This is a genomic window from Phenylobacterium sp. (assembly GCF_022402485.1).
Lineage (GTDB): Bacteria > Pseudomonadota > Alphaproteobacteria > Caulobacterales > Caulobacteraceae > Phenylobacterium.
Genome location: NZ_JAKRSA010000032.1, coordinates 66,238 through 86,047 on the forward strand (window position 1 = coordinate 66,238; position 19,810 = coordinate 86,047).

The window sequence follows — 19,810 nt, forward strand, 5'->3', positions numbered from 1 at the left end:
TCCCTAGTGACACTTGAAGTGGTCGAACGGCTCGAGGCAGGCCCGGCACTGCCACTGCGCCTTGCAAGGTGTCGATCCGAAGCGGCTGACCTCGCGCGTCTCGTCGCTGCCGCATCTGGGACAGGCCACGGGCGCGCCGGCCTTGAGGGTCATGGAGGCGCTGCCCTTGGGTGGCGGCGCGATGCCATAGTCGCGAAGATGTTCCCGGCCGCGCTCCGTGATCCAATCGGTCGTCCAGGGCGGTGCGAGCACGGTCTCCACCGGCACGTCCGAATAGCCGGCCGCGTCGACCGCCTCGCGCACCGCTCGCTCGATGACGAGCGTGGCCGGGCAGCCGGAATATGTTGGCGTGATCAAGACAGCGGGGGGCTCGCGCCGAATGCCTCGGATAACGCCGAGGTCCATTAGCGAAATAGCCGGAATCTCCGGATCGGGGACGCTCTCCAGCGCCGCCAGAATGCGTTCCGCCCCTTCGGCGCTGAGCTGCATCGCCATGCCGCCTACCAAACCGCGTCGGGATAGCTTCTCGGCAGGTGCTGCATCGTCGCCAGCAGATGGCCCAGGTGCTCGGAATGCCGCCCCGCGCGCCCACCCCGAACGCCGCGGGGATAGACCGGCGCTGGCAATCCGGCGTCCGCAAGCACCGACGACAGGCGCGCATCGAAGGCCCCGCGGAGCGCCGAGCGGTCGACGGCGATGCCCTGCTCGATGAGGCCCGCCTCGACGTCGTCGACCAGGAAGAGCTCGTCGATGAAGCGCCAGCACCAATCGAGGCCCACCACCATGCGGTTTCGGCTCTCGTCGGTGCCGTCGCCCAGTCGGACGATCCAGTCGGCGGCGAGATCGGCGTGATAACGAACTTCTTTCACGCCCTTGGCCGCGATCTCTGCGATACGCGGCTCGGTCGACAGCATCAGCTGCTCGAAAAGCCCGAGCTGCGCCGTGGAGAAAAGGAACTGTCGCGCCATGGTCTGCGCGAAGTCGCCGTTGGGCTGTTCCACGAGTAGGCAGTTCCGGAAATCGGACGCGTCGCGATGGAAGGCGAGGCGGTCGCCGTCTCGCCCACGATCCTCTATGGCGCCCGCGAAGTTCAGGAACAGCGTAGCCTGGCCGATCAGGTCGAGGCCGATGTTGGCCAAGCTGAGATCGATCTCGAGCGCCGGCGCATGCCCGCACCATTCCGTCAGTCGTTGGCAAAGGATCAGGCTGTCGTCGCCGAGGCGGAGCAGATAGTCGAACATCGCCCCATGAGGCGCGCTGTCGGTCCGCGTGTCGGCCGGAAAGAAGTCGCGGTTCATCAGATGTGCCTCACGACGTCGGGGATGTCGTAGAACGTGGGGTGTCGATAGATCTTGTCCGCCGCCGGTTCGAACAGGGCTCCCGCCTGATCCGGATCGGATGCGACGATATCCGAAGACCTAGCGATCCAAAGGCTGACCCCTTCGAGGCGCCGCGTGTAGGTGTCGCGGGCATGGCGCAGCGCCATCTCCCCATCGGGCGCATGCACCGACCCGACGTGCCTATGGCTGAGCCCGCCCTTCGTGCGGATGAACACTTCCCAGAGCGGCCAGTCTTGGCTCATCGATCGGTTTCCGGATGTAGGGTTGTAGTGGAGGTCAGGCCGATGCGCGGGCGCGCTGCTTGGCCTCATGGGCGTCCGCAGCGTCACGCACCCATGCGCCCTGCTCCCAGGCCTCGCGCCGAGCTTTCATGCGCTCCTTGGCGACCGGCCCTTCGCCGCGGACGACCGCGTAGAACTCCTCCCAGTCGATGGCGCCGAAGTCGTAATGGCCCCGCGCCTCGTTCCACTTGAGATCCTTGTCTGGGATCTCGAGGCCGAGGTGATCGGCTTGCGGCTTGGTGATGTCGACGAACTTCTGGCGAAGCTCGTCGTTGGAATCGCGCTTTATGCGCCAACGCATCGACTGCGCCGAGTTCGGCGAATTGTCGTCCGGCGGCCCGAACATCATCAGCGACGGCCACCACCAGCGATCGAGCGCGTCCTGCGCCATTGCCTTCTGATCGGGCGTGCCGGCGCACATCGCCATCATGATCTCGTAGCCCTGGCGCTGGTGGAAGCTCTCTTCCTTGCAGACGCGCACCATGGCGCGGGCGTAGGGGCCGTAGGATGTCCGTTGCAGCGGCACCTGGTTCATGATCGCCGCGCCATCGACCAGCCATCCGATGGCACCGATGTCCGCCCAGGTCAGCGTCGGATAGTTGAAGATGGTCGAGTATTTCGCGCGTCCGGTGTGCAGAGCGTCGATCATCTCCGCGCGGCTGACGCCCAAGGTCTCGGCTGCGCAGTAGAGGTAGAGACCGTGTCCGGCTTCGTCCTGGATCTTCGCCAGGAGGACGGCCTTGCGACGAAGCGAAGGCGCGCGGGTCAGCCAGTTGCCTTCCGGTAGCATGCCGACGATTTCCGAATGGGCATGCTGCGAGATCTGCCGGACCAGGGTCCTGCGATAGGCCTCTGGCATCCAGTCCTTCGGCTCGATGAACTCGTCGGCAGCGACGCGTGCCTCGAACGCCTCCACGAGCGCAGGATCTTCCTGGGAGATCTGCGCCAGGCTGCCGTCCGTCTTGCCGAGCTCGGTAGTGTACATCGCTGCCTCTCAATTTCCTGACGCTTACAATAGTCTGACCGGCCGGTCAATCAATCGCGCGCATGCGTCGAGGCTGAGGTTCACACTTGCGTTTATTGTCTGACTGGCCATTCTATTAATTCGCAGGGAGGTTCCCATGAGCTACGCAACGATCCATTTCGAGATCGAAGACGCCGTCGCCAAGCTGACGTTCGATCGACCCGATCGCCTGAACGCTTTCACCGCCGAAATGCATGGCGAAGTCGCCGACGCCCTCGATGCTGCGGAACGCGAGGGCGCCCGTTCGGTGCTGATCACGGGATCCGGTCGAGGCTTCTGCGCCGGCCAGGACCTCAACGATCGCGCCGTGGCCCCGGGTGGCGAGAAGGTCGATCTGGGCGCGTCGGTGGAGCGGTTCTACAATCCATTGATCACCCGGCTGACGACGTTCCCGGCGCCCGTGGTTTGCGCCGTCAATGGGGTCGCGGCCGGCGCCGGCGCCAACATCGCTTTTGCTTGCGACATCGTCCTGGCCGGTCGCAGCGCCCGTTTCATCGAGTCGTTTTCGGCGATCGGTCTCATCCCGGACTCGGGTGGGACCTGGCATCTGCCGCGCCTGGCCGGCCTGCCGAGAGCCATGGGCATGGCGCTTACGGGGGAGCCCATCGACGCGGAACGTGCGGCCCAGTGGGGCCTCATCTGGAAATGCGTTGAGGACGATGAACTTGCGAGCGAAGCGCTCGCTCTGGCCACCAAATTCGCTCAAGGCCCCACACAAGGCTTGGCCGCCACCAAACGCGCCATCCGAGGCGCTATGCTTCGCTCGCTGGAAGAGCAGCTCGAGCGCGAGCGGGACCTGATGCGGACGTTGGGACAGACCAACGACTACGGCGAGGGCGTCGCTGCCTTCCTCGACAAGCGTCGGCCCCGGTTCACCGGTCACTAGGCCGTCTTCCTCGTCAGTCTGGAGAACTCGAATGGCCGTCCGCGCGGTGGAAAGCTTCATCCGAAATCATTGGGTCTCGCCCGGTCGCAACGCCGAGGTCGTGCTCAGCGCCATCGACGGCTCGGCCGTCGCGGAAACGAGTAGCGAGGGTCTCGATTTCGCGGAGTCTCTAGCCTACGCACGCAGTGTGGGCGGGCCGGCTTTGCGGGCCATGACGTTCCACGAGCGTGCAGGTCTGCTCAAGGGGCTCGCGCAAGCCATCATGGCGCGCAAAGAAGAGCTCTACGACATTGCCGCGTCGACCGGTGGAACGCGCGCCGACAACTGGATCGATATCGAGGGCGGCGCCGGAACACTGTTTTCGTACGCCTCGAAGGGACGCCGAGAGCTGCCGAACGCGCGCATCCTGTTGGATGGCGAGGCTGAAATCCTTGGCAAGACCGGCACCTTCATCGGCCAGCACGTCTATACGTCTCTGCAAGGCGTCGCCGTTCTGATCAACGCCTACAACTTCCCGATCTGGGGTATGTTGGAGAAGCTGGGACCGTGCCTGCTGGCCGGTGTGCCGGCGATCGTCAAGCCGGCGGAGGTGACCGGCTATGTCGCCGAGGCGGCCTTCCGCATCATGATCGAGAGCGGCCTTCTGCCCGAAGGCGCGCTCCAGCTGATCTCGGGCCAGGCCGGCGATCTCCTGGACCATCTCGGCGGTCAGGATGTCGTCGCCTTCACAGGGTCGGCGGCCACGGCGCAGAAGCTCCAGGCCCATCCCGTCATCGCGCGTGAAGGAGTGCGGCTCACGGCCGAGCGGGACTCGCTCAATGCCTCGATCCTGGGGCCGGATGCGGCGCCCGGGACGCCAGAGTTCGATCTCTTCATCAAGGAGGTCGCCAAGGAAATGACGGTCAAGGCGGGGCAAAAGTGCACCGCCATTCGCCGCGCGTTGGCGCCGGCGTCGGTCCTCGACGCGGTTCAGGATGCGCTGATCGCCCGGCTGTCGTCGGTCAAGGTGGGAGATCCGCGCCTCGAGGGCGTGCGCATGGGTGCGCTTGTCAGTCGCAAGCAGCGCGACGATGTCGCCGCGAGGGTGCAGCGCCTGGCTACGCGCGCACAAATCGTCTTCGGCGACCTGAGCGGCGGCGCAGTCGAGGGGATAGGGTTGGAAGGCGGTGCCTTCATCACGCCGGTCTTGCTGCGGAGCGACGATCCTTGGGCTCATGCCGATCTCCACGATGTGGAGGCATTCGGCCCCGTCGCGACCGTGATGCCCTATCGGGATCTCGACGATGCGATCGCGCTGGCCAACCATGGTCGTGGCAGCTTGGCCATGTCGGTGTTCACCAAGGACGCCGATACCGCGCGGGAGGTTGTGCTCGGCGCGGGGTCCCACCACGGGCGCACCGTGTTCATCGACCGCGACAGCGCCAGCGAGTCTACTGGCCACGGCTCCCCATTGCCTGTCCTGGTCCACGGCGGACCGGGCCGCGCAGGCGGCGGCGAGGAGCTGGGTGGCGTCCGCGGTGTGAAGCACTTCATGCAGCGTAGCGCACTGCAAGGTTCGCCGGACCTGTTGAGCGCCGTCCTTGGGGAGCAAATGCCTGGCTCACGCCTCGTGGAAGGCGATCGCCACCCCTTCAGGCTGCGGTTCGGCGAGCTGGAACCCGGCTACAGCCTGAAGACCGCGAGCCGAGAAGTGACCCTCGATGATATCGAGCACTTCGCGCACTTCACCGGCGACACCTTTTACGCCCACATGGACGAAGAGGCGGCCAAGGCGAGTCCGATTTTCGGCGGGCGGGTCGCGCACGGCTATCTGATCCTATCCTTCGCCGCCGGCCTCTTCGTCGACCCTGCGCCCGGGCCCGTTCTGGCCAACTACGGGCTGGAAGGTCTGCGGTTCATCAAACCGCTGAAGCCGGGTCAGAGCATGCGAGCCGTCTTGAGCGTGAAGTCGAAGTCGCTCAAAACCCCTGACATGGGCGAGGTCCGCTGGCGCGTCGACGTGTTCAATCAGGACGACGAGCTGATTGCGGTCTACGACCTCCTGACCATGAGCGCGGTCTAGTCGGACGTCGGCGGTGGAGGTCTATGACGCAATCGAGCGCGCCACGGTCGCGGACCTGAGAAGGCTTCAGCTGGAGCGTATGCAGGCGAGCTTCGCGGCCGCCTATGCAGGTTGCTCGCGGTATCGCGCTAAGTTCGACGCGGCCGGGGTGAAGCCCTCGGACCTCAAGAGCCTCGACGACCTTCGGCGGTTTCCGTTCACGACCAAGGCCGATCTGCGCGAGGCCTATCCGCTCGACCTCTGTGCGGTGCCGAAAGAGACGTTGGCGCGAATCCACGCTTCGTCAGGGACGACCGGGCAGCCGACGGTCGTCGCCTACACGCGGGGCGACGTCGCGACCTGGAGCGACGTGGTCGCGCGGTGCTTGCATGCAGCGGGCGCGCGACCCGGCATGAAGGCGCATATTGCCTACGGGTATGGCCTATTCACAGGCGGCCTCGGCGCCCACTACGGCGCCGAGGCGCTTGGCTGCACCGTCATCCCGGTCTCGGGCGGCCAGACGGAGCGTCAAGTCAGATTGATCGAAGATCTCCGCCCCGAGATCATCATGGTGACGCCCAGCTACATGCTCGCGATCCTCGACGAGTATCGCCGGCAGGGGCTCGACCAACGTCAGTCGTCGCTGCGCATCGGCCTGTTCGGGGCCGAACCGTGGTCGGAGGGCATGCGGTCGGAGATCGAGACCGCTTTCGGCCTGCAGGCCTTCGACATCTACGGCCTGTCGGAGGTCATCGGGCCAGGCGTCGCCCAGGAGTGTGCTGACGCCCCCGGCGAGCTGACGATCTGGGAAGATCACTTCTATCCGGAGATCATCGACCCGGAGACCGGTGAGCCGCTGCCCGAGGGGGCGGCCGGTGAGCTCGTTTTCACCAGCCTGACCAAGCAAGCCATGCCGATCGTGCGGTACCGGACGCGCGACCTCACCAAGTTGCTGCCGGCCATCGGCCGCCCCATGCGGCGGATGGCCCGGGTCGGCGCGCGAAGCGACGACATGCTGATCATCCGAGGCGTGAACCTCTTCCCCTCGCAGATCGAAGAACTGCTCTTCGGCTACTCGGCGCTCGCCCCGCACTACGAGGTAGAATTGCGCCGACAGGGGCGGCTCGACCAGGTCAGAATTCGCGTCGAGAGCCGTCCGGCGGCGAACCCGCGCTTGGCCGCGGAGCAAGCGAACGACCTGGAACGTCTGATCAAGTCGACCATCGGAGTAAGCGTCGGAGTTCAGCTCGGATCGGCAGGCTCCGTGATGCGCTCGCAGGGCAAGGCGGTCCGGGTCGTCGACCGCCGCGCAGAACCATCTTGAAGGAGAGACCGATGAAGAAGCTGATCGCCCTTTACAAGGTGCCTAAAGACCCCGAGGCCTTCATGGAACGCTATCGGTCAGGCCATCTGCCCCTGGTCGACAAGATCCCGAACCTGATTAGGACCGAACTGACCCTGATCGACCGAACCTTGATGGGCGAGCCCGGAAACTACCTGCTCGCCGAAATGTACTTCGAAAATGATGCGTTCAAGGACGCGATGCAAAGTCCGGAAAACGCCGCCGCCGGGGGCGACCTCGCGAAGTTTGCTGGCGGCCTCGTAACGATTATGATCGGCTCGATCGTCCCCTAAAGTCCACAGGGTTGCCAGCAAGAATGGTACGTGCGGCCTCCGTGACGCGCAGTCCGACACTTCTGGCGCTATCAACTCCCCGACTCGGCCCACCAAACGAGGTGGGCCTCTTTTTCTTGGCTCGTCTGCAAGCTACGTTGAGCGTAGATCGCGAACAAAAGTGCAACATGCGCGGTTGTTGACGAGCACTTGCGAGGTAACTCCGCAGGCTCAATGCCGGTCATGTCTAGATACATCGTTCCTAAGACACTTTATCAGAATTCATCTATTTTGGGATTGATGTAACCACTGGAATGGCTGTGCTGTACTTTACCATTTCTAGCGCGAAATGTGATGACGCGGCAGCGACGGACGGGTGTGTCAATAACTTCTGCATCAGGAAGGCGTTGTATCCTTGCACGTCTTCCGCGACGACCCGCAGTAGATAGTCCCAATCGCCTGACATCGAGAAAACTTCGACGATCTCCGGCTGCCTCTGCACGTATGTTTCGAAGGGCAGACGCACGGTCGGATCATGGCTCTTCATTCGCACGTTGCAGAGCACGTTCACGCTGCGCCCAAGCCGTGCAGGGTCAACAAGGCGGACCGTTTTTTTGAAATAGCCTGCCGCTTCCATCGCTTTGATCCGGCGCCAGCAAGAGGCGCTCGATGCACCTACTCTGTCTGCCAATTCGACGACACTGATGGTTGCGTCTTCTTGCAGTAGTCTCAGGATTCGCAGGGCGATCTGGTCGAGCTCGATATCAGATTTCACAGGTCGAGTGTACGCCGAAATCCCATTTCAGCTAGTGCTGAATCGCTTGTCACTTTGAAACGAGGTATCGGGGCCTCTGTGCGATCCTTCAATCATGACGAAGGCAACCGAAGCTGTCCCGGCAACCGGCTATCCCGGACGGGAAAACTCGCATCACAGTTATGGCCACGATGTCAGGCAATCGGCGTTCGCATGACCGAAGCACGAAGCCACTCATCGGGTACAATTTTTGACAGTTTGGTGCCGCAGCCGCCGGATGCTGTTCTGGCCCTAATCGGACAGTTCCGCGAAGATACGCGAGCTGGCAAAATTGACCTAGGCGTAGGCGTATACCGCAACGCTCAAGGCCGAACGCCAGTTTTTGAAGCCGTTAAGGCAGCTGAACGGGCCTTACTCGAGACGCAGGAAACCAAAGCCTATCTGGGACCGGAAGGGGATTTGGCTTTCCTCGAGGCGCTCGAACCGATCATTTTCGGAGGCGCAGTTTCTAGCGGTGACTTGATTTCCGTGCAAACGCCAGGCGGCACTGGCGCGCTTCGCTTGGCAGCTGAGCTGGCTGCATCTGGCAAGGTCGGCGCAAGAGTGTGGATCGGCACCCCTAGTTGGCCGAACCATGAGCAGATCTTTGCGAACGCCGGTTTGCGGATCTCCAGTTTTCCATACTTCGACCAGCGCACACAGACGATCCAGTTCGAGGCTGTACGCAAAGCCTTGCGCGACGCAGAGCCAGGTGACTTGTTCTTGCTGCACGGCTGTTGCCACAATCCATCCGGAGCCGATTTTGGTGAAGCCGAGTGGGCGGAAATCGCCCAACATCTCAGTGCGCGGGGGATCGTGCCCCTGATTGATCTGGCCTATCAGGGCCTTGGAAACGGCCTAGAGCGCGATGTAGCGGGCCTGCAAGAAGTGATCGCAAACGTCGATACCGCGATCGTCGCCTATTCGCTGGATAAGAATTTCGGCCTCTATCGCGAGCGCACAGGCGCCCTCTACGTGAAGGTGAATGGGCGGTACGCTGAGGCAGTGAAGAGCAACATTCTGAAAGCTGCGCGTTGCGCCTGGTCGATGCCGCCGGATCACGGTGCTGCGGCAGTTCGCCTGATCCTCGAGGATGCGCAACTCAAGTCGCACTGGCGTCGTGAACTCGACCTTCAGCGCGCGAGACTCTTCGACATCCGGGACGCGCTTGCGGATGCCGATGAGCGGCTCGCACCGATCAGGCGCCAGCATGGCCTATTCTCGCTACTGGCCATCGACAGCGAGGGAGTGGAAGCCCTGCGCCGCGATCACGCGATCTATATGGCGCGGAACGGGCGCATTAATGTTGCCGGACTGACTATGGACACTATCCCGGCTTTCGTAAGAGCTCTGGACACCGTTCTCCCCCGATAAACAGCTCAGCGCTCGTGACATCGATACATTAAGCGGCGATGGCTAAAGGCCCAAAGGCTGGCCAAATCCCTTCCCCGGACAGCCGATGCCCTCCTGCCAAATTTCCCGCATGCTGATAAGTTTGCTCTCTTGTTCTCGAGGCGCCGCAGTCTTCCGGTCTCTTGGCCGCACAAGCAAAAAGGGCAACACGCGTGACGGCGATTGGTAACGGTTACGGAATCCGCGACTGGGACGACTTGCGGCTCTTGCTGGCCTTGCACCTTGCGGGCAATTTTCAAGGGGCAGCTCGGCTGCTCAAAACCGATCAGTCCACGGTCTCACGGCGATACCATCGCTTCGAGCTTGCTCTCGGCGCGAAGATTTTCGAACGACACGGAAAAGAACTAAAGCTGACCGAACCGGGTCGCCTCATCGTGGAGCGCGCTAAGAGCGTTGAAGACCTCGTCAAGGAACTGAACTTGAACCTGGGAGCTCTCGACGTTCTGCCGTCCGGGACTGTCAAAATTTCATGTACTGAAGGTCTCGCGTCGGTTTGGCTGACACCGCTGATGGGTAATTTTTGCGCTCAACATCCAGACATCGATATCGACATCATCACGAGCCATGGAGAATATGAAATCATCTCCAAGGATGCCGACATAGGCATCGGCTATACGCGGCCAACCAATGTCCGCCTTGTTAGCCGTCTAGTTGGGCGCATCCCCACAGCGGTCTTCGCCTCAGCGTCTTATCTCGAAGCCCGCGAGCCAGTCGAGGACAGCGCTCAAATCCGCGGCCATGACATAATCGACTATCATACCCACCACTTCGTTCTCGCGAGCGCCCGCTGGCTCGACGCGGTACGCGAAAACAACCACGTGCGGCTGCGAACCACATCGGCCGCGGTTTACGTTGCGGCAGTCCGTGCTGGGCTGGGGATCGGAGTTTTTCCCCGTTTTTACCGAGATATATGTCCGGACCTTGTAGAACTGCCTAGCAGCACCGTTTTCGACAATGAGGTTTGGCTGGTCTCCCATGAGGAGACTAACCAGGCGCGACGCATTCGCTTGGTCGTTGATTGCATCGCTCGTGGGTTTGACCGTGATCGTCAGAAGTGGTTCACCAATCGGGCCGCGTAAGCGGCGCACGGGCGTTTTTCGCCCGTGCGCCGTCGCCGTTTTTAGAAGTTGCGGTTTATCCGCAAAGTGTACCGCCGGCCGAGCGAATCACCGGTCAAGGTCGGTGCCAATGGCTCGCTGTCAAAGATATTAGTCACGGTTACCTGAACATTGGTGGCCTCGTTTACCTGATAAGAAACCGCCGTATTGAATAGGAACTGTTCAGGTAGCTTTAGGATATCCTGCGATTCGTTGGTGAATAGCAGATCGAACTTCGTTTGTGGCCGATAGTTGACTTCCAAATTTGCGCGGAAGTCGTTCAGCCGGTAGCTCAGGTTCAATTGCGCAGTGTACCGAGGATTGCTGTTAGTCCCCTGCGTGCACGTGCGCACAACGCCGTTGTTCGAACTGCAAAGTTTGTCGACGTAGAAAAGGCTTCCGTCGATGTTGAGAGTGGAATCGCCGAGACCGAGGCCGTCGAGTGGGATGTCGCTATAGCTCGCGACCGCGCTCAAACCCGCGAACGTCGTAAAGGCCCCATTGACGAACGTGGTTGTAATGCCCGGCTGGACAGGATCTATGGCGATCTGGCCGTTGTCGGTTCCCCCACGAACCCGGCGGAACAGCGTGCAGAAGCTGTTGCCGGCGTCAGGGTTCGCGATGTCGAAGTTCGGATTGTCGTAGCAGCCGCTCCCAATTTCGCCGGCGGAGAGGGCTGCGATGTTATCAGTGATGCGAATATCACTCCAGTCGACAGCCGCTTGGAACTTCGGCAGGAATCGCGGGCGCAGTACGACGCCGAACGTGTAGGAGTCCGCCTTCTCGTTGGTCAGGTTCGGGTTGCCGCCTTGCCGTGAGGGTTGAGTGATGCCAATAGCACGGGAGTTAAACGTCCCGGTTATTCCATAGCTTTGATAGAAGGCCGCGCAGTTGCGGGCCCGGACTGTGGGTGCGGCCCCCTGGCTGACGTTTCGCGAGTCGCATGGATCGGGGAAGGTCGATCGGCCCTCGGCCTGAGGCGTGAAAAGCTCCGGGATGGCAGGCGCGCGCAACGAACGTGTGTAATTGCCGCGGAATTCTAGGTCGGCAACTGGGCGGTAGCGGCCCCCCGCTGTGTATGTTGTAAAGCCACCGTTCAAACTATTATCGACATAGCGGATCCGCCCTTCGGCTTCCAACGTGTTAACCAGCGGGAAGTTGAGCCCTGGTGAGACCAGCGGAACAAGCAGTTCGCCGAAGATTTCCTTCGTCTTGAGTTCGCCCGAAAGCGCGGAAAAGGGCGTATTGCGCGCCGCGCCTACCGAGATCAGGCGATCTGGCGTGAACTTGCCGTATTCGCGGCGCCGCTGAACGCCAGCACTGAAGCCTACCGGATCGGCACCCCATACGGAAAACAGATTTGAGGACGCGATTGTCGCTAGGAAGTCAGTCTGTTCAAGCAAAGATCGATTGTTGGACTGAAATGTAACATAGCTCACAGCAGCCGCGGTGACATTGTTACCGAAGACGTTCAACGGCACGCAAGCGGCGTCTGCCACCGGACTTAGAGCCCCAGATGCGACGTTGCGCGTGGGGGTGGGGTCGCAAACTAGACTGCCAGGCCCTTGTCGGACATTAATGGCATTCACGAAGCGCTGCTGGTTGACTTCAGTAGCGTAGTTGTCTGACAGCGTCTGACCTTGATTGTAAGATACTTCGTAGTTGAAGGTTCGACGGCCCAATCCGACTTCCCCGCGTAGCCCAACCACAGCGCGCTTTACCGTGGTCTCAACGCGCCCTCCGAGGTTACCCAACTCGGGGATCGCTCTGGATAGATTGAAGTCTGTAATGCCATTGGCGACCAGCGTCGCGCGAGCCTCAGCGCTCAAACGGGGGTCGTTAACGGAGAATAACATTGGGCCATTGGGGATCGTCCGGCCGCCAAATAGCGGTGAGTTATAGACAGGCTGTTCTGCGATTTCGCGGCCGCTGCTACGGAAGAGGTTGCTCTCAAGAAACGCCGTGACGGCAGGCGTTAGGTTGTAGCTGACATTGAAATTCACCGACTTTCGCTGAACGTCGGCGGAAATCGGCTGGGTCAACCTAAGTTCGAAGCCGTCGCCCCCCGACGCTACTACCGCCGTGAAGGGCGAGCCAGGGTTGTAGGGGACGATTTCGCCCGCCGCGTTAAACATCAGGCGGTTTTGACCGGTCGGCCCGAAGCCAGGGGTTCGCAGCGTGGAATCGACGACAGGACTGCCGATCGGCGACAGCACGCCGGTATAGTTGATACCTGGAATGCGGCTATTCTGTATGAAGACCGCATTCGGAATGCCATCGGCCGGTCCAGTGTTAAACGGGATGTTTGGATTTATCCGTCCGTCGTTCGCTGCGGTGCGGCCTGCAATGTTAGCGGTCGCTGAGGTCGCAAGGGGGTTTGTCGCCAGGAGGTAGCTTCGCCGGTTGATGTCGCGCCGCCAAGCGTTGACCCCTTGTGAACTGTCGAAACTTAGGGCGACCATGGCGTTTCCGCGATCTTCCGCGAAGTTGCGGCCTGCAAGAGCGGAGATATTGAAACGCTGGTTATCGCCGCGCTCTGTAATTCCGGCCTGGGACGAGATGCGCGCGCCCTCGAACCTCTGACGCAAGATGACGTTTACGACCCCAGCGATCGCATCCGAGCCGTACGTAGGCGCCCCACCCACCGCAAGGTTTTCGACTCGCTCAACCATGATGGTTGGAATGATGTTGAGATCGACCTGGACGCCAGCTGGGTTGCCGCCGCCGACAATATTACCTTGAACTGTCGGCGGGTTCGTTGAGACATGACGGCGGCCGTTAACCAGCGTCAACGTGCGGCCTGAACCCAGGCCGAAGCGGTCCACAAAGAGAGCACCCGGCGAGAACTGGCTTTGGTTGTTCAGTGAACTTTGGCCAGCCGCGAATCCCGGTGTCGTGCGAAGGACCTCGCCTACGTTGGTGGCCCCGCGGTCCGCAAGTCGTTCGGCAGCAACCACTGTCGCGGGCTCAAGTGTGTCGAATCCTGCGCGGACGATACGCGAGCCGGTGACCACCACTTCCTCGACCTGGCTTGGCTGTTGAGCGGGTGCGGTCGTCTGCGCAACAGCCTCGCCTGTCACCATGACGAGGGCCGAAGTCGCGCATGCGAGACGGCGCAGGTTCGGACGAGCGATATTGGCATGGTTCATTGTTATTCCCCCAAAAAGAATTGGCGAGCTTGCGCTCCTCAAAAGCCACTGGCGTTGCCGGTGAAACGCGGCGAGACGCCTTCGCGCTCACCTGTCTTCGGGTCGATGACTACGAGAGCGACGATCCCAAGGTTGGCATTCCGTCGGATCTCAGGCGTCTCCGCCGAGGCGGCGCTGGACCGGTTGGTCGTCTCGGCGCTGGGATTCGAGCCGCCGGGAGAACCGCGAACGAATTCCGTTACCGGCATACCTTTCTCTCGGACGGCGTCGAGGAGTTCTTCGGTATAGTCGCCGGCCAGAACCACTTCGTCTGGCTCAAGGCCCTTCGCGTTGGAGAAGAATGGCTCGACAAAGCTCGGTGCCTGGATCGCATCGCGGCCGGACTTGCCGTAATCGATTAGGTTGGTGATTACCTTGAGTGTCTCTTGGTGCAGTGCGTGACCAGCAGCCGCAGTTGCGAACACAGGCCTCTTGTTTTTGAGCACGATGGTGTTGGGCACCATGTTGGGCATGGGCCGCCCGGGGCCGACCTTACGAACATGATTTTGCTGGAGGCCAGCTGGGCCGGGGACCGAAACGCCGTCCACATAGAGGCCAGTCGCAGCGCCGTTGGTGGAATGCATCAGCGATGCGACATTCCCCTGCGGATCGACGACTACCATGGTATCCGTATGTGGGTTGTTGGTGCCACCTGGTGACGCCGGGAAGCGGCCATCCCTGATTAGCGGCCAGTACGCGGCGATCTTTTGCGGATCCAACCAGTCCGTCGGCGGAACCGGCAACTGATCAATGCGTGTACCCATGATCGTCATATTGGTGCCGGTCGCCCGGAAGATTTTGTGGTAGTAGTAGAAAACGTCCGGATTCTCGTAATAGCGACCAAGTGAGGCCAGTTTGCTTTCTTGAGCTAGACGCAGACCGCCATGCATAAAGTGACAGTGCTGAAGAGAATAGACGTCATAGCCTTTGTAGTTGGTATGGAGGGGCTGGCCCCATTGCACGGCATAGTTAGCGAGGTCGGCCATGCTCATCTGGCCACCGTCGGCCCGCACGCCAGCCACAAACTTTTCGGCCCACGCCCCAGTGTACATATAGGCCGCGCCTTGCTGGGCGACGTTGCGAAGCGTGTTTGCTAGCGCTGGTTGCCGGAATAGCTCGCCTGCCTTGTAAGTCGCTCCGTTCGGCTTTCGGAAAATGTTGCGGGTCTCGGTCAGGCGCAGGTGGGCCTCGTTGGAGAGGAAGTCCTCCATAGATGCATCGACTACCATCCCGCCTTCGGCGATTGCGATCCCGGAATCAAACAAGCGCGCGAAGGGAATACTGCCGAAGCGATTATACGCCGCCTCAACCCCAGCCATGAAGCCGGGTACAAGCACAGTTCGACCGATGTCCTGGGGCACGTCGGTTGCACCGAACGCACGCGCAGGGATAGTCATCGGATCGGTCTCACCGGCGACGGTATTAAAGCCGGCGTTCAGGCTGTGAATTTTGCCTGTCTTTGCCTCGTAGTAGACTAGGGTGAGTATTCCGGCGTGCGTGGTCCATGACCCGATCGCGTGCACTACTTGGGCGATGGCCATGCTGAGCGCTGCGTCCGCGGCATTGCCACCTGCGCGCATAATAGCCAGGGCGTCGTCGTTGGATTTGCCCCCGCTGGAAGTCGAGATCATCGCGCCTTGACTGCGTACCGATTTGATCGCGCTACGACTCCACCTCCATCTGTATCGGGAAACTTCCTCGGCCGCCTCAGGCCGTTTTGCCGGTGCGCCACTCGCCTGACCCGGTGGCCGCTGCTGGGCCAGGGCGGGTGAGGCGGCGGCAAGCAAGCCGGCGGCACCCAGAGCCAGATCGCGTCGGCGAACGCCGTCATTTTGGCTGGACATTGAAGATACCTCCCTTGCCGGCGTCTGAGGCGATCTCAACGCTGCATCCGTTCGACGTAGCCTGCTCAGGAACGCGGGCCTTCGAGCGCACGTTTGAAGCGCGAATACTACATTGACGCGCTTCAAACGAATTACTCATGTCGTGGACACTGGCGCGGCATCGCCCCGTCGACGCCATTTCTTTTGCAAATAGTCACAAACACTCCCACGCTGAACGTAGGCGCGGCAACTAAAAAAACATCGACATTGTGCCGATTGGTGATTGGGCTTTTGCCCATTTACGGCGGCCGCGGCGGCGCGCATCAATCGCGTAGCGCCGCGCGCTACGGCTCAACAACTGCTCCGCGTGCGCGCGCCCAAGCCCGCTGGCTGTTGCTGCCATGATAGGAACCTGACCTAAATGTTGCCTTCTATCGCGCTCAGTCGGTCAGCCGACACGTTCGCAATTCTCGAGCGGTTGGTGTCGTATGACACGACCTCGCGAGAATCGAACTTGGCGCTTATTGATTACGTTTCTGAATACCTGCGTCAGTTTGGTGTTACGTCGCGGCTCGTGTTTGACAGCGAGCACCGCAAAGCCAATCTTTTCGCCACGCTCGGGCCCGCCGTGGAAGGCGGTGTAGTCCTGTCCGGTCACAGCGATGTTGTCCCGGTAGACGGTCAGGACTGGACGTCCAAGCCATTCGAATTAGTTCGTCGCGGCGACCGGCTCGTGGGTCGCGGCGTCACCGACATGAAAGGGTTCATCGCCTGCGCGTTGGCCGCCGCTCCGCTCTTCACCCAACCGGGGCGGCTTAAGCGACCGGTGCACCTCGCCATTTCCTACGATGAAGAGGTGGGGTGCCTCGGTGCGGAGACCCTTGTGGATAGCATAGTGGAGCATTTGCCGAGGCCGGACATGGTTATTGTCGGCGAACCCTCATCGATGACGGTGGTGGGAAGCCACAAGGGGGCGAGCGTCTACCGCGTTCAGGTGCGTGGGTTGGAAGCGCACTCTAGCCTGCCTCACGTTGGAATCTCCGCGAATATGGTGGCGATCGAGCTAATGGCTTGCCTGAGCGACATCGCGCACCGTCTACGCGCAATGGTCGATCCTACATCGCCGTTCGATCCAGGGTACTCGACCCTGACGGTCGGTGAGATCCACGGCGGCACTGCGGTCAACATCCTAGCCGGCGAATGCGCCTTCACCTTCGACCTGCGTTGCGTGCCGGGCCATCAGCCGGACGATGTGCTTCGGCCCTTCTTCGAAATAGTGGAGCGGCTTGACCGTGAGATGCGGATTGCCTTCCCGGGCGCCGGGATTTCAGTCGCTCGCAGCGCCGCGATCCCTGCTTTGGCTTTCGACGAAGCGGGCTTGGCTGATCGCCTCGTACGCAGCCTGACGGGCGACAACGGCGAGCGTAGGGTCGTCTCCTACGGTTCTGAAGCTGGGTTCTTCCAGCGCCGCGGCTTCTCAGTGGTGATCTGCGGACCTGGCTCAGTCGAGCAGGCGCACCAGCCGGATGAGTTTATCGAGATCGACCAACTCGACCGCTGCATGACGATGATGAAGCGCTTGGCGGAAGCCCTAACATACGTTGGAGACGGCCCGAATGACTGACCGCATCTAAAGTCCGATGCGGAACATATTCTCCGCAGGCATCGGCAACGCGCTCGAGTGGTTCGATGTTCTCATTTACGCTTACTTCGCGCGGACAATCGGACTACTGTTCTTCCCAGCGGACTCAGAATTCGTCTCGCTGTTACTAGTGTTTGCGACCTTTGGCCTCTCGTTTGTGACCTTGCCCCCAACCTTGGACCAGGTCGGGCCGGGAGCAGGTCAACAGGTCACGACGCCGAGATACGCCGCGATGCGATGTGAACCCGCGGGCTCCCGTGCAGAAGCTCCAGATCAAAGCGATAGGTCTTCGGGGTCGAGGTGAGTTGGCCTCAGGCTGAGCCGGCTGGTGCCCTGCGACGGCCGCCAGGGGTCGACAGACCAATCCAGGCGAAGTGGCGCATAGCGCGATCAACCGCAGCCTTGGCGGTATCCTGGCAGGCGTCCAGGCCCGAGGCGACGATCTCGCCGGCCTCATCATAGACGCTCCAAGCCCAGCCCATGGCGTCCTGGCTCATAGAATAGGCGAAAAGTGGCTCAGACATTCCCGGCCCCTGTTGCGCTGCAACAACCTCAGACATCAGACGGCTCATGAACGCGCCCTGTCAAGTTTTGATCCCGGCGGTGGCGCGGCAGGACTGGCCCGCCGCCCTTTCCAGCAAGGGTTTGGGCCCTACTCCGCCGCAGCAGCAGCCTGGCCGAGTTTCTGGCTCTGGAGCCTGGCCACCAGGGCGGCATGTTCGTCCCACAGGGCCTTGGGCAGACGCGAGGCAAACCGCTCATAGGCCGGCGGGATCAAGGCCGCTTCCTGGGTCCAGATGTCAGCATCGACGGTAAGCAGCAGGTCCAGCTGCGCATCGGTGAGATCAAGACCCGCCAGGTCCAGGCTTTCGCGGGTGGGCAGCCGTCCGATCGGGGTGTCGACGGCCTCGGCGCGGCCGGCCAGCCGCTCGACGATCCATTTCAGGACCCGGCTGTTCTCGCCAAAGCCCGGCCAGACGAACTTGCCCCGCTCGTCCTTGCGGAACCAGTTCACGAAATAGATGCGCGGCAGCTTTTCAGCGTCGGCCTGGGCACCAAGCTTCAGCCAGTGATTGAAATAGTCGCCCATGTTGTAGCCGCAGAAGGGCAGCATGGCGAAGGGATCGCGGCGCAGTTCGCCAATGGCGTTCTCAGCCGCCGCCGTGCCCTCAGAAGCCACGTTGGAGGCCATGAACACCCCGTGGCGCCAATCAAAGGCCTCGGTGACCAGGGGGACGGCAGAGGCGCGGCGGCCGCCGAACAGGATCGCCGAGATCGGCACGCCGGCCGGGTCTTCCCACTCCGGCGCGATCACTGGGCATTGTTCGGCCGGTACGGTGAAGCGCGCATTGGGATGGGCCGCAGGCGTCTCTGACGCTGGCGTCCAGGGATTGCCGCGCCAGTCGGTGAGCTTCGGCGGCGGCTCTGCGGTGAGACCTTCCCACCAGACATCGCCCTCTGGAGTAAGGGCGACATTGGTGAAGACGCAGTTGGCGTGCAGGGCATCAACTGCGTTGCGATTGGTTTCCAGACCTGTCCCCGGGGCAACGCCGAAGAAGCCGGCTTCAGGATTGATGGCATAGAGACGGCCATCATCGCCAAACCGCATCCAGCAGATGTCGTCGCCGATGGTCTCGGCCTTCCAGCCCGGCAGGGTGGGCTGCAGCATGGCCATATTGGTCTTGCCACACGCGCTGGGGAAAGCTGCCGCAATGTAGCGGACATCCTTCTCGGGCGAGGTCAGCTTGAGGATCAGCATGTGCTCGGCAAGCCAGCCCTCATCCCTGGCCATGACCGAGGCGATGCGCAGGGCAAAACACTTCTTGCCCAGCAGCGCGTTGCCGCCATAGCCCGACCCGTAGGACCAGATCTCCCGGGTCTCCGGGAAGTGCACGATGTACTTCTCGTCGTTGCAGGGCCACGGCACGTCAGCCTGACCGGCCGCTAGGGGCGCGCCGAGGCTGTGTACGGCCGGGACGAAGAAGCCGTCCTCGCCCAGTTGCTCCAGGGCCGGGGTGCCCATGCGGGTCATGACGCGCATGGAGATGGCCACATAGGCGCTGTCGGTGATCTCCACGCCGATGGCGCTGATCTTCGAGCCCAGGGGACCCATGCAGAAGGGCACCACGTACATGGTGCGGCCACGCATACAGCCATCGAACAGGCCGTCGAGCTTGGCGCGCATTTCCGACGGGTCGGCCCAGTTGTTGGTGGGGCCGGCGTCGATCTCATTTTCAGAACAGATGAAGGTACGGCTCTCCACCCGGGCGACGTCGCGGGGGTCAGAGGCCGCATAAAAAGAATTGGGCCGAAGGTCCGGGTTCAGGGCGGTCAGGGTACCCGCTTGAACCAGTTCACCGGTCAGGCGCGCCCACTCTGCATCAGACCCGTCACACCACTGAATCGCGTCGGGCTTGGTCAGAGCGGCGATTTCCCTGACCCAGGCCTTCAGTCCCGCATGGCGGGTAGGCGCAGCGTCCAAGGCTTTCGTCGTGGTCGCGTCCGTCATGAAGGTCTCCATCACCTGGCCGTCACGTCCGGTCAGCCTTTCGGCTGCCGGTGTACGATTATGAACAAGTCCATAATGCGTGACGTCGAGTGTGCAAACTGCGCGCCGAGCTAAATTTTGCTTTTTGCCCGTTCAAGACTTCACGTCCTCGGCGCCGAG

At 61.7% G+C, this 19,810-nt stretch carries 16 protein-coding genes; 7 read left to right on the forward strand and 9 right to left on the reverse strand.

What is annotated here, in order from left to right; all coding sequences use genetic code 11:
- Positions 1-3: 3 nt before the first annotated feature.
- The 4 genes from paaD to paaA are packed head-to-tail and all read right to left on the reverse strand — an operon-like array spanning position 4 to position 2,606.
- Positions 4-495 carry a 1,2-phenylacetyl-CoA epoxidase subunit PaaD gene (paaD, locus tag MH112_RS14370; protein WP_296569073.1) on the reverse strand — a complete coding sequence of 164 codons (492 nt, stop codon included), beginning with the start codon at positions 493-495 and terminating at the stop codon, positions 4-6.
- A gap of 5 nt (positions 496-500) precedes the next feature.
- The gene (gene paaC, locus MH112_RS14375; RefSeq protein WP_296569076.1) at positions 501-1,298 is read right to left on the reverse strand and encodes a 1,2-phenylacetyl-CoA epoxidase subunit PaaC; all 798 of its coding nucleotides are present in this window, start codon (positions 1,296-1,298) and stop codon (positions 501-503) included.
- Positions 1,298-1,582: a 1,2-phenylacetyl-CoA epoxidase subunit PaaB gene (gene paaB, locus MH112_RS14380; RefSeq protein ID WP_296569079.1), complete on the reverse strand. Its 285-nt coding sequence runs from the start codon at positions 1,580-1,582 to the stop codon at positions 1,298-1,300. The genes paaC and paaB overlap by 1 nt, the downstream gene beginning before the upstream one ends.
- A 34-nt stretch (positions 1,583-1,616) precedes the next feature.
- The gene (gene paaA, locus MH112_RS14385; protein WP_296569082.1) at positions 1,617-2,606 is read right to left on the reverse strand and encodes a 1,2-phenylacetyl-CoA epoxidase subunit PaaA; all 990 of its coding nucleotides are present in this window, start codon (positions 2,604-2,606) and stop codon (positions 1,617-1,619) included.
- A 136-nt stretch (positions 2,607-2,742) separates the two neighbouring features.
- Between paaA and paaG the strand changes: the two genes are divergently transcribed.
- The 4 genes from paaG to MH112_RS14405 are packed head-to-tail and all read left to right on the forward strand — an operon-like array spanning position 2,743 to position 7,207.
- The gene (gene paaG / locus MH112_RS14390) at positions 2,743-3,531 is read left to right on the forward strand and encodes a 2-(1,2-epoxy-1,2-dihydrophenyl)acetyl-CoA isomerase PaaG (RefSeq protein ID WP_296569084.1); all 789 of its coding nucleotides are present in this window, start codon (positions 2,743-2,745) and stop codon (positions 3,529-3,531) included.
- Positions 3,532-3,562: 31 nt separating this feature from the next.
- A complete protein-coding gene (gene paaZ / locus MH112_RS14395; protein ID WP_296569086.1) occupies positions 3,563-5,593 on the forward strand; it encodes a phenylacetic acid degradation bifunctional protein PaaZ in 2,031 nt (676 codons plus the stop codon).
- Positions 5,594-5,606: 13 nt separating this feature from the next.
- Positions 5,607-6,896, forward strand: coding sequence for an AMP-binding protein (locus MH112_RS14400; RefSeq protein WP_296569089.1), 1,290 nt, complete (start codon positions 5,607-5,609; stop codon positions 6,894-6,896).
- Positions 6,897-6,907: 11 nt separating this feature from the next.
- Positions 6,908-7,207 (forward strand): EthD family reductase, encoded by a 300-nt coding sequence (locus MH112_RS14405; protein WP_296569092.1) that lies wholly within the window; start codon positions 6,908-6,910, stop codon positions 7,205-7,207.
- 265 nt (positions 7,208-7,472) lie between these two features.
- On the opposite strand, the gene MH112_RS14410 is transcribed toward MH112_RS14405, so the two are convergent.
- The gene (locus tag MH112_RS14410; protein ID WP_296569095.1) at positions 7,473-7,961 is read right to left on the reverse strand and encodes an Lrp/AsnC family transcriptional regulator; all 489 of its coding nucleotides are present in this window, start codon (positions 7,959-7,961) and stop codon (positions 7,473-7,475) included.
- A gap of 192 nt (positions 7,962-8,153) precedes the next feature.
- Between MH112_RS14410 and MH112_RS14415 the strand changes: the two genes are divergently transcribed.
- Positions 8,154-9,353, forward strand: coding sequence for an aromatic amino acid transaminase (locus MH112_RS14415; RefSeq protein ID WP_296569096.1), 1,200 nt, complete (start codon positions 8,154-8,156; stop codon positions 9,351-9,353).
- A gap of 161 nt (positions 9,354-9,514) precedes the next feature.
- Entirely contained in the window at positions 9,515-10,471 is a 957-nt protein-coding gene (locus MH112_RS14420) for a LysR family transcriptional regulator (RefSeq protein ID WP_296569099.1), read from the forward strand.
- Positions 10,472-10,512: 41 nt separating this feature from the next.
- On the opposite strand, the gene MH112_RS14425 is transcribed toward MH112_RS14420, so the two are convergent.
- Positions 10,513-13,638, reverse strand: a complete 3,126-nt coding sequence (locus tag MH112_RS14425; protein ID WP_296569103.1) for a TonB-dependent receptor — start codon at positions 13,636-13,638, stop codon at positions 10,513-10,515.
- 38 nt (positions 13,639-13,676) lie between these two features.
- Complete coding sequence (locus MH112_RS14430) at positions 13,677-15,521, reverse strand: gamma-glutamyltransferase (protein ID WP_296569106.1); 1,845 nt, start codon at positions 15,519-15,521, stop codon at positions 13,677-13,679.
- A gap of 400 nt (positions 15,522-15,921) precedes the next feature.
- On the opposite strand from MH112_RS14430, the gene argE reads away from it, so the two are divergent.
- Positions 15,922-17,124 (forward strand): acetylornithine deacetylase, encoded by a 1,203-nt coding sequence (argE, locus tag MH112_RS14435; protein WP_296569108.1) that lies wholly within the window; start codon positions 15,922-15,924, stop codon positions 17,122-17,124.
- 329 nt (positions 17,125-17,453) lie between these two features.
- Here argE and MH112_RS14440 read toward each other — a convergent pair whose 3' ends face one another.
- Together MH112_RS14440 and MH112_RS14445 are read right to left on the reverse strand one after the other, a co-directional pair.
- Positions 17,454-17,666 carry a hypothetical protein gene (locus MH112_RS14440; RefSeq protein WP_296569110.1) on the reverse strand — a complete coding sequence of 71 codons (213 nt, stop codon included), beginning with the start codon at positions 17,664-17,666 and terminating at the stop codon, positions 17,454-17,456.
- Positions 17,667-17,794: 128 nt separating this feature from the next.
- Complete coding sequence (locus MH112_RS14445) at positions 17,795-19,651, reverse strand: phosphoenolpyruvate carboxykinase (GTP) (RefSeq protein ID WP_296569113.1); 1,857 nt, start codon at positions 19,649-19,651, stop codon at positions 17,795-17,797.
- Positions 19,652-19,810 lie beyond the last annotated feature (159 nt).

What these genes read in the sequence shown, in the direction of transcription:
- MH112_RS14445 (WP_296569113.1), bottom strand. Translation starts at nt 19,651, where the DNA reads ATGACGGACGCGACCACGACGAAAGCCTTGGACGCTGCGCCTACCCGC.
- MH112_RS14425 (WP_296569103.1), bottom strand. Translation starts at nt 13,638, where the DNA reads ATGAACCATGCCAATATCGCTCGTCCGAACCTGCGCCGTCTCGCATGC.
- paaC (WP_296569076.1), bottom strand. Translation starts at nt 1,298, where the DNA reads ATGAACCGCGACTTCTTTCCGGCCGACACGCGGACCGACAGCGCGCCT.
- MH112_RS14440 (WP_296569110.1), bottom strand. Translation starts at nt 17,666, where the DNA reads ATGTCTGAGCCACTTTTCGCCTATTCTATGAGCCAGGACGCCATGGGC.
- MH112_RS14415 (WP_296569096.1), top strand. Translation starts at nt 8,154, where the DNA reads ATGACCGAAGCACGAAGCCACTCATCGGGTACAATTTTTGACAGTTTG.
- paaG (WP_296569084.1), top strand. Translation starts at nt 2,743, where the DNA reads ATGAGCTACGCAACGATCCATTTCGAGATCGAAGACGCCGTCGCCAAG.
- paaA (WP_296569082.1), bottom strand. Translation starts at nt 2,606, where the DNA reads ATGTACACTACCGAGCTCGGCAAGACGGACGGCAGCCTGGCGCAGATC.
- paaB (WP_296569079.1), bottom strand. Translation starts at nt 1,582, where the DNA reads ATGAGCCAAGACTGGCCGCTCTGGGAAGTGTTCATCCGCACGAAGGGC.
- paaZ (WP_296569086.1), top strand. Translation starts at nt 3,563, where the DNA reads ATGGCCGTCCGCGCGGTGGAAAGCTTCATCCGAAATCATTGGGTCTCG.
- argE (WP_296569108.1), top strand. Translation starts at nt 15,922, where the DNA reads ATGTTGCCTTCTATCGCGCTCAGTCGGTCAGCCGACACGTTCGCAATT.
- paaD (WP_296569073.1), bottom strand. Translation starts at nt 495, where the DNA reads ATGGCGATGCAGCTCAGCGCCGAAGGGGCGGAACGCATTCTGGCGGCG.
- MH112_RS14430 (WP_296569106.1), bottom strand. Translation starts at nt 15,521, where the DNA reads ATGTCCAGCCAAAATGACGGCGTTCGCCGACGCGATCTGGCTCTGGGT.
- MH112_RS14405 (WP_296569092.1), top strand. Translation starts at nt 6,908, where the DNA reads ATGAAGAAGCTGATCGCCCTTTACAAGGTGCCTAAAGACCCCGAGGCC.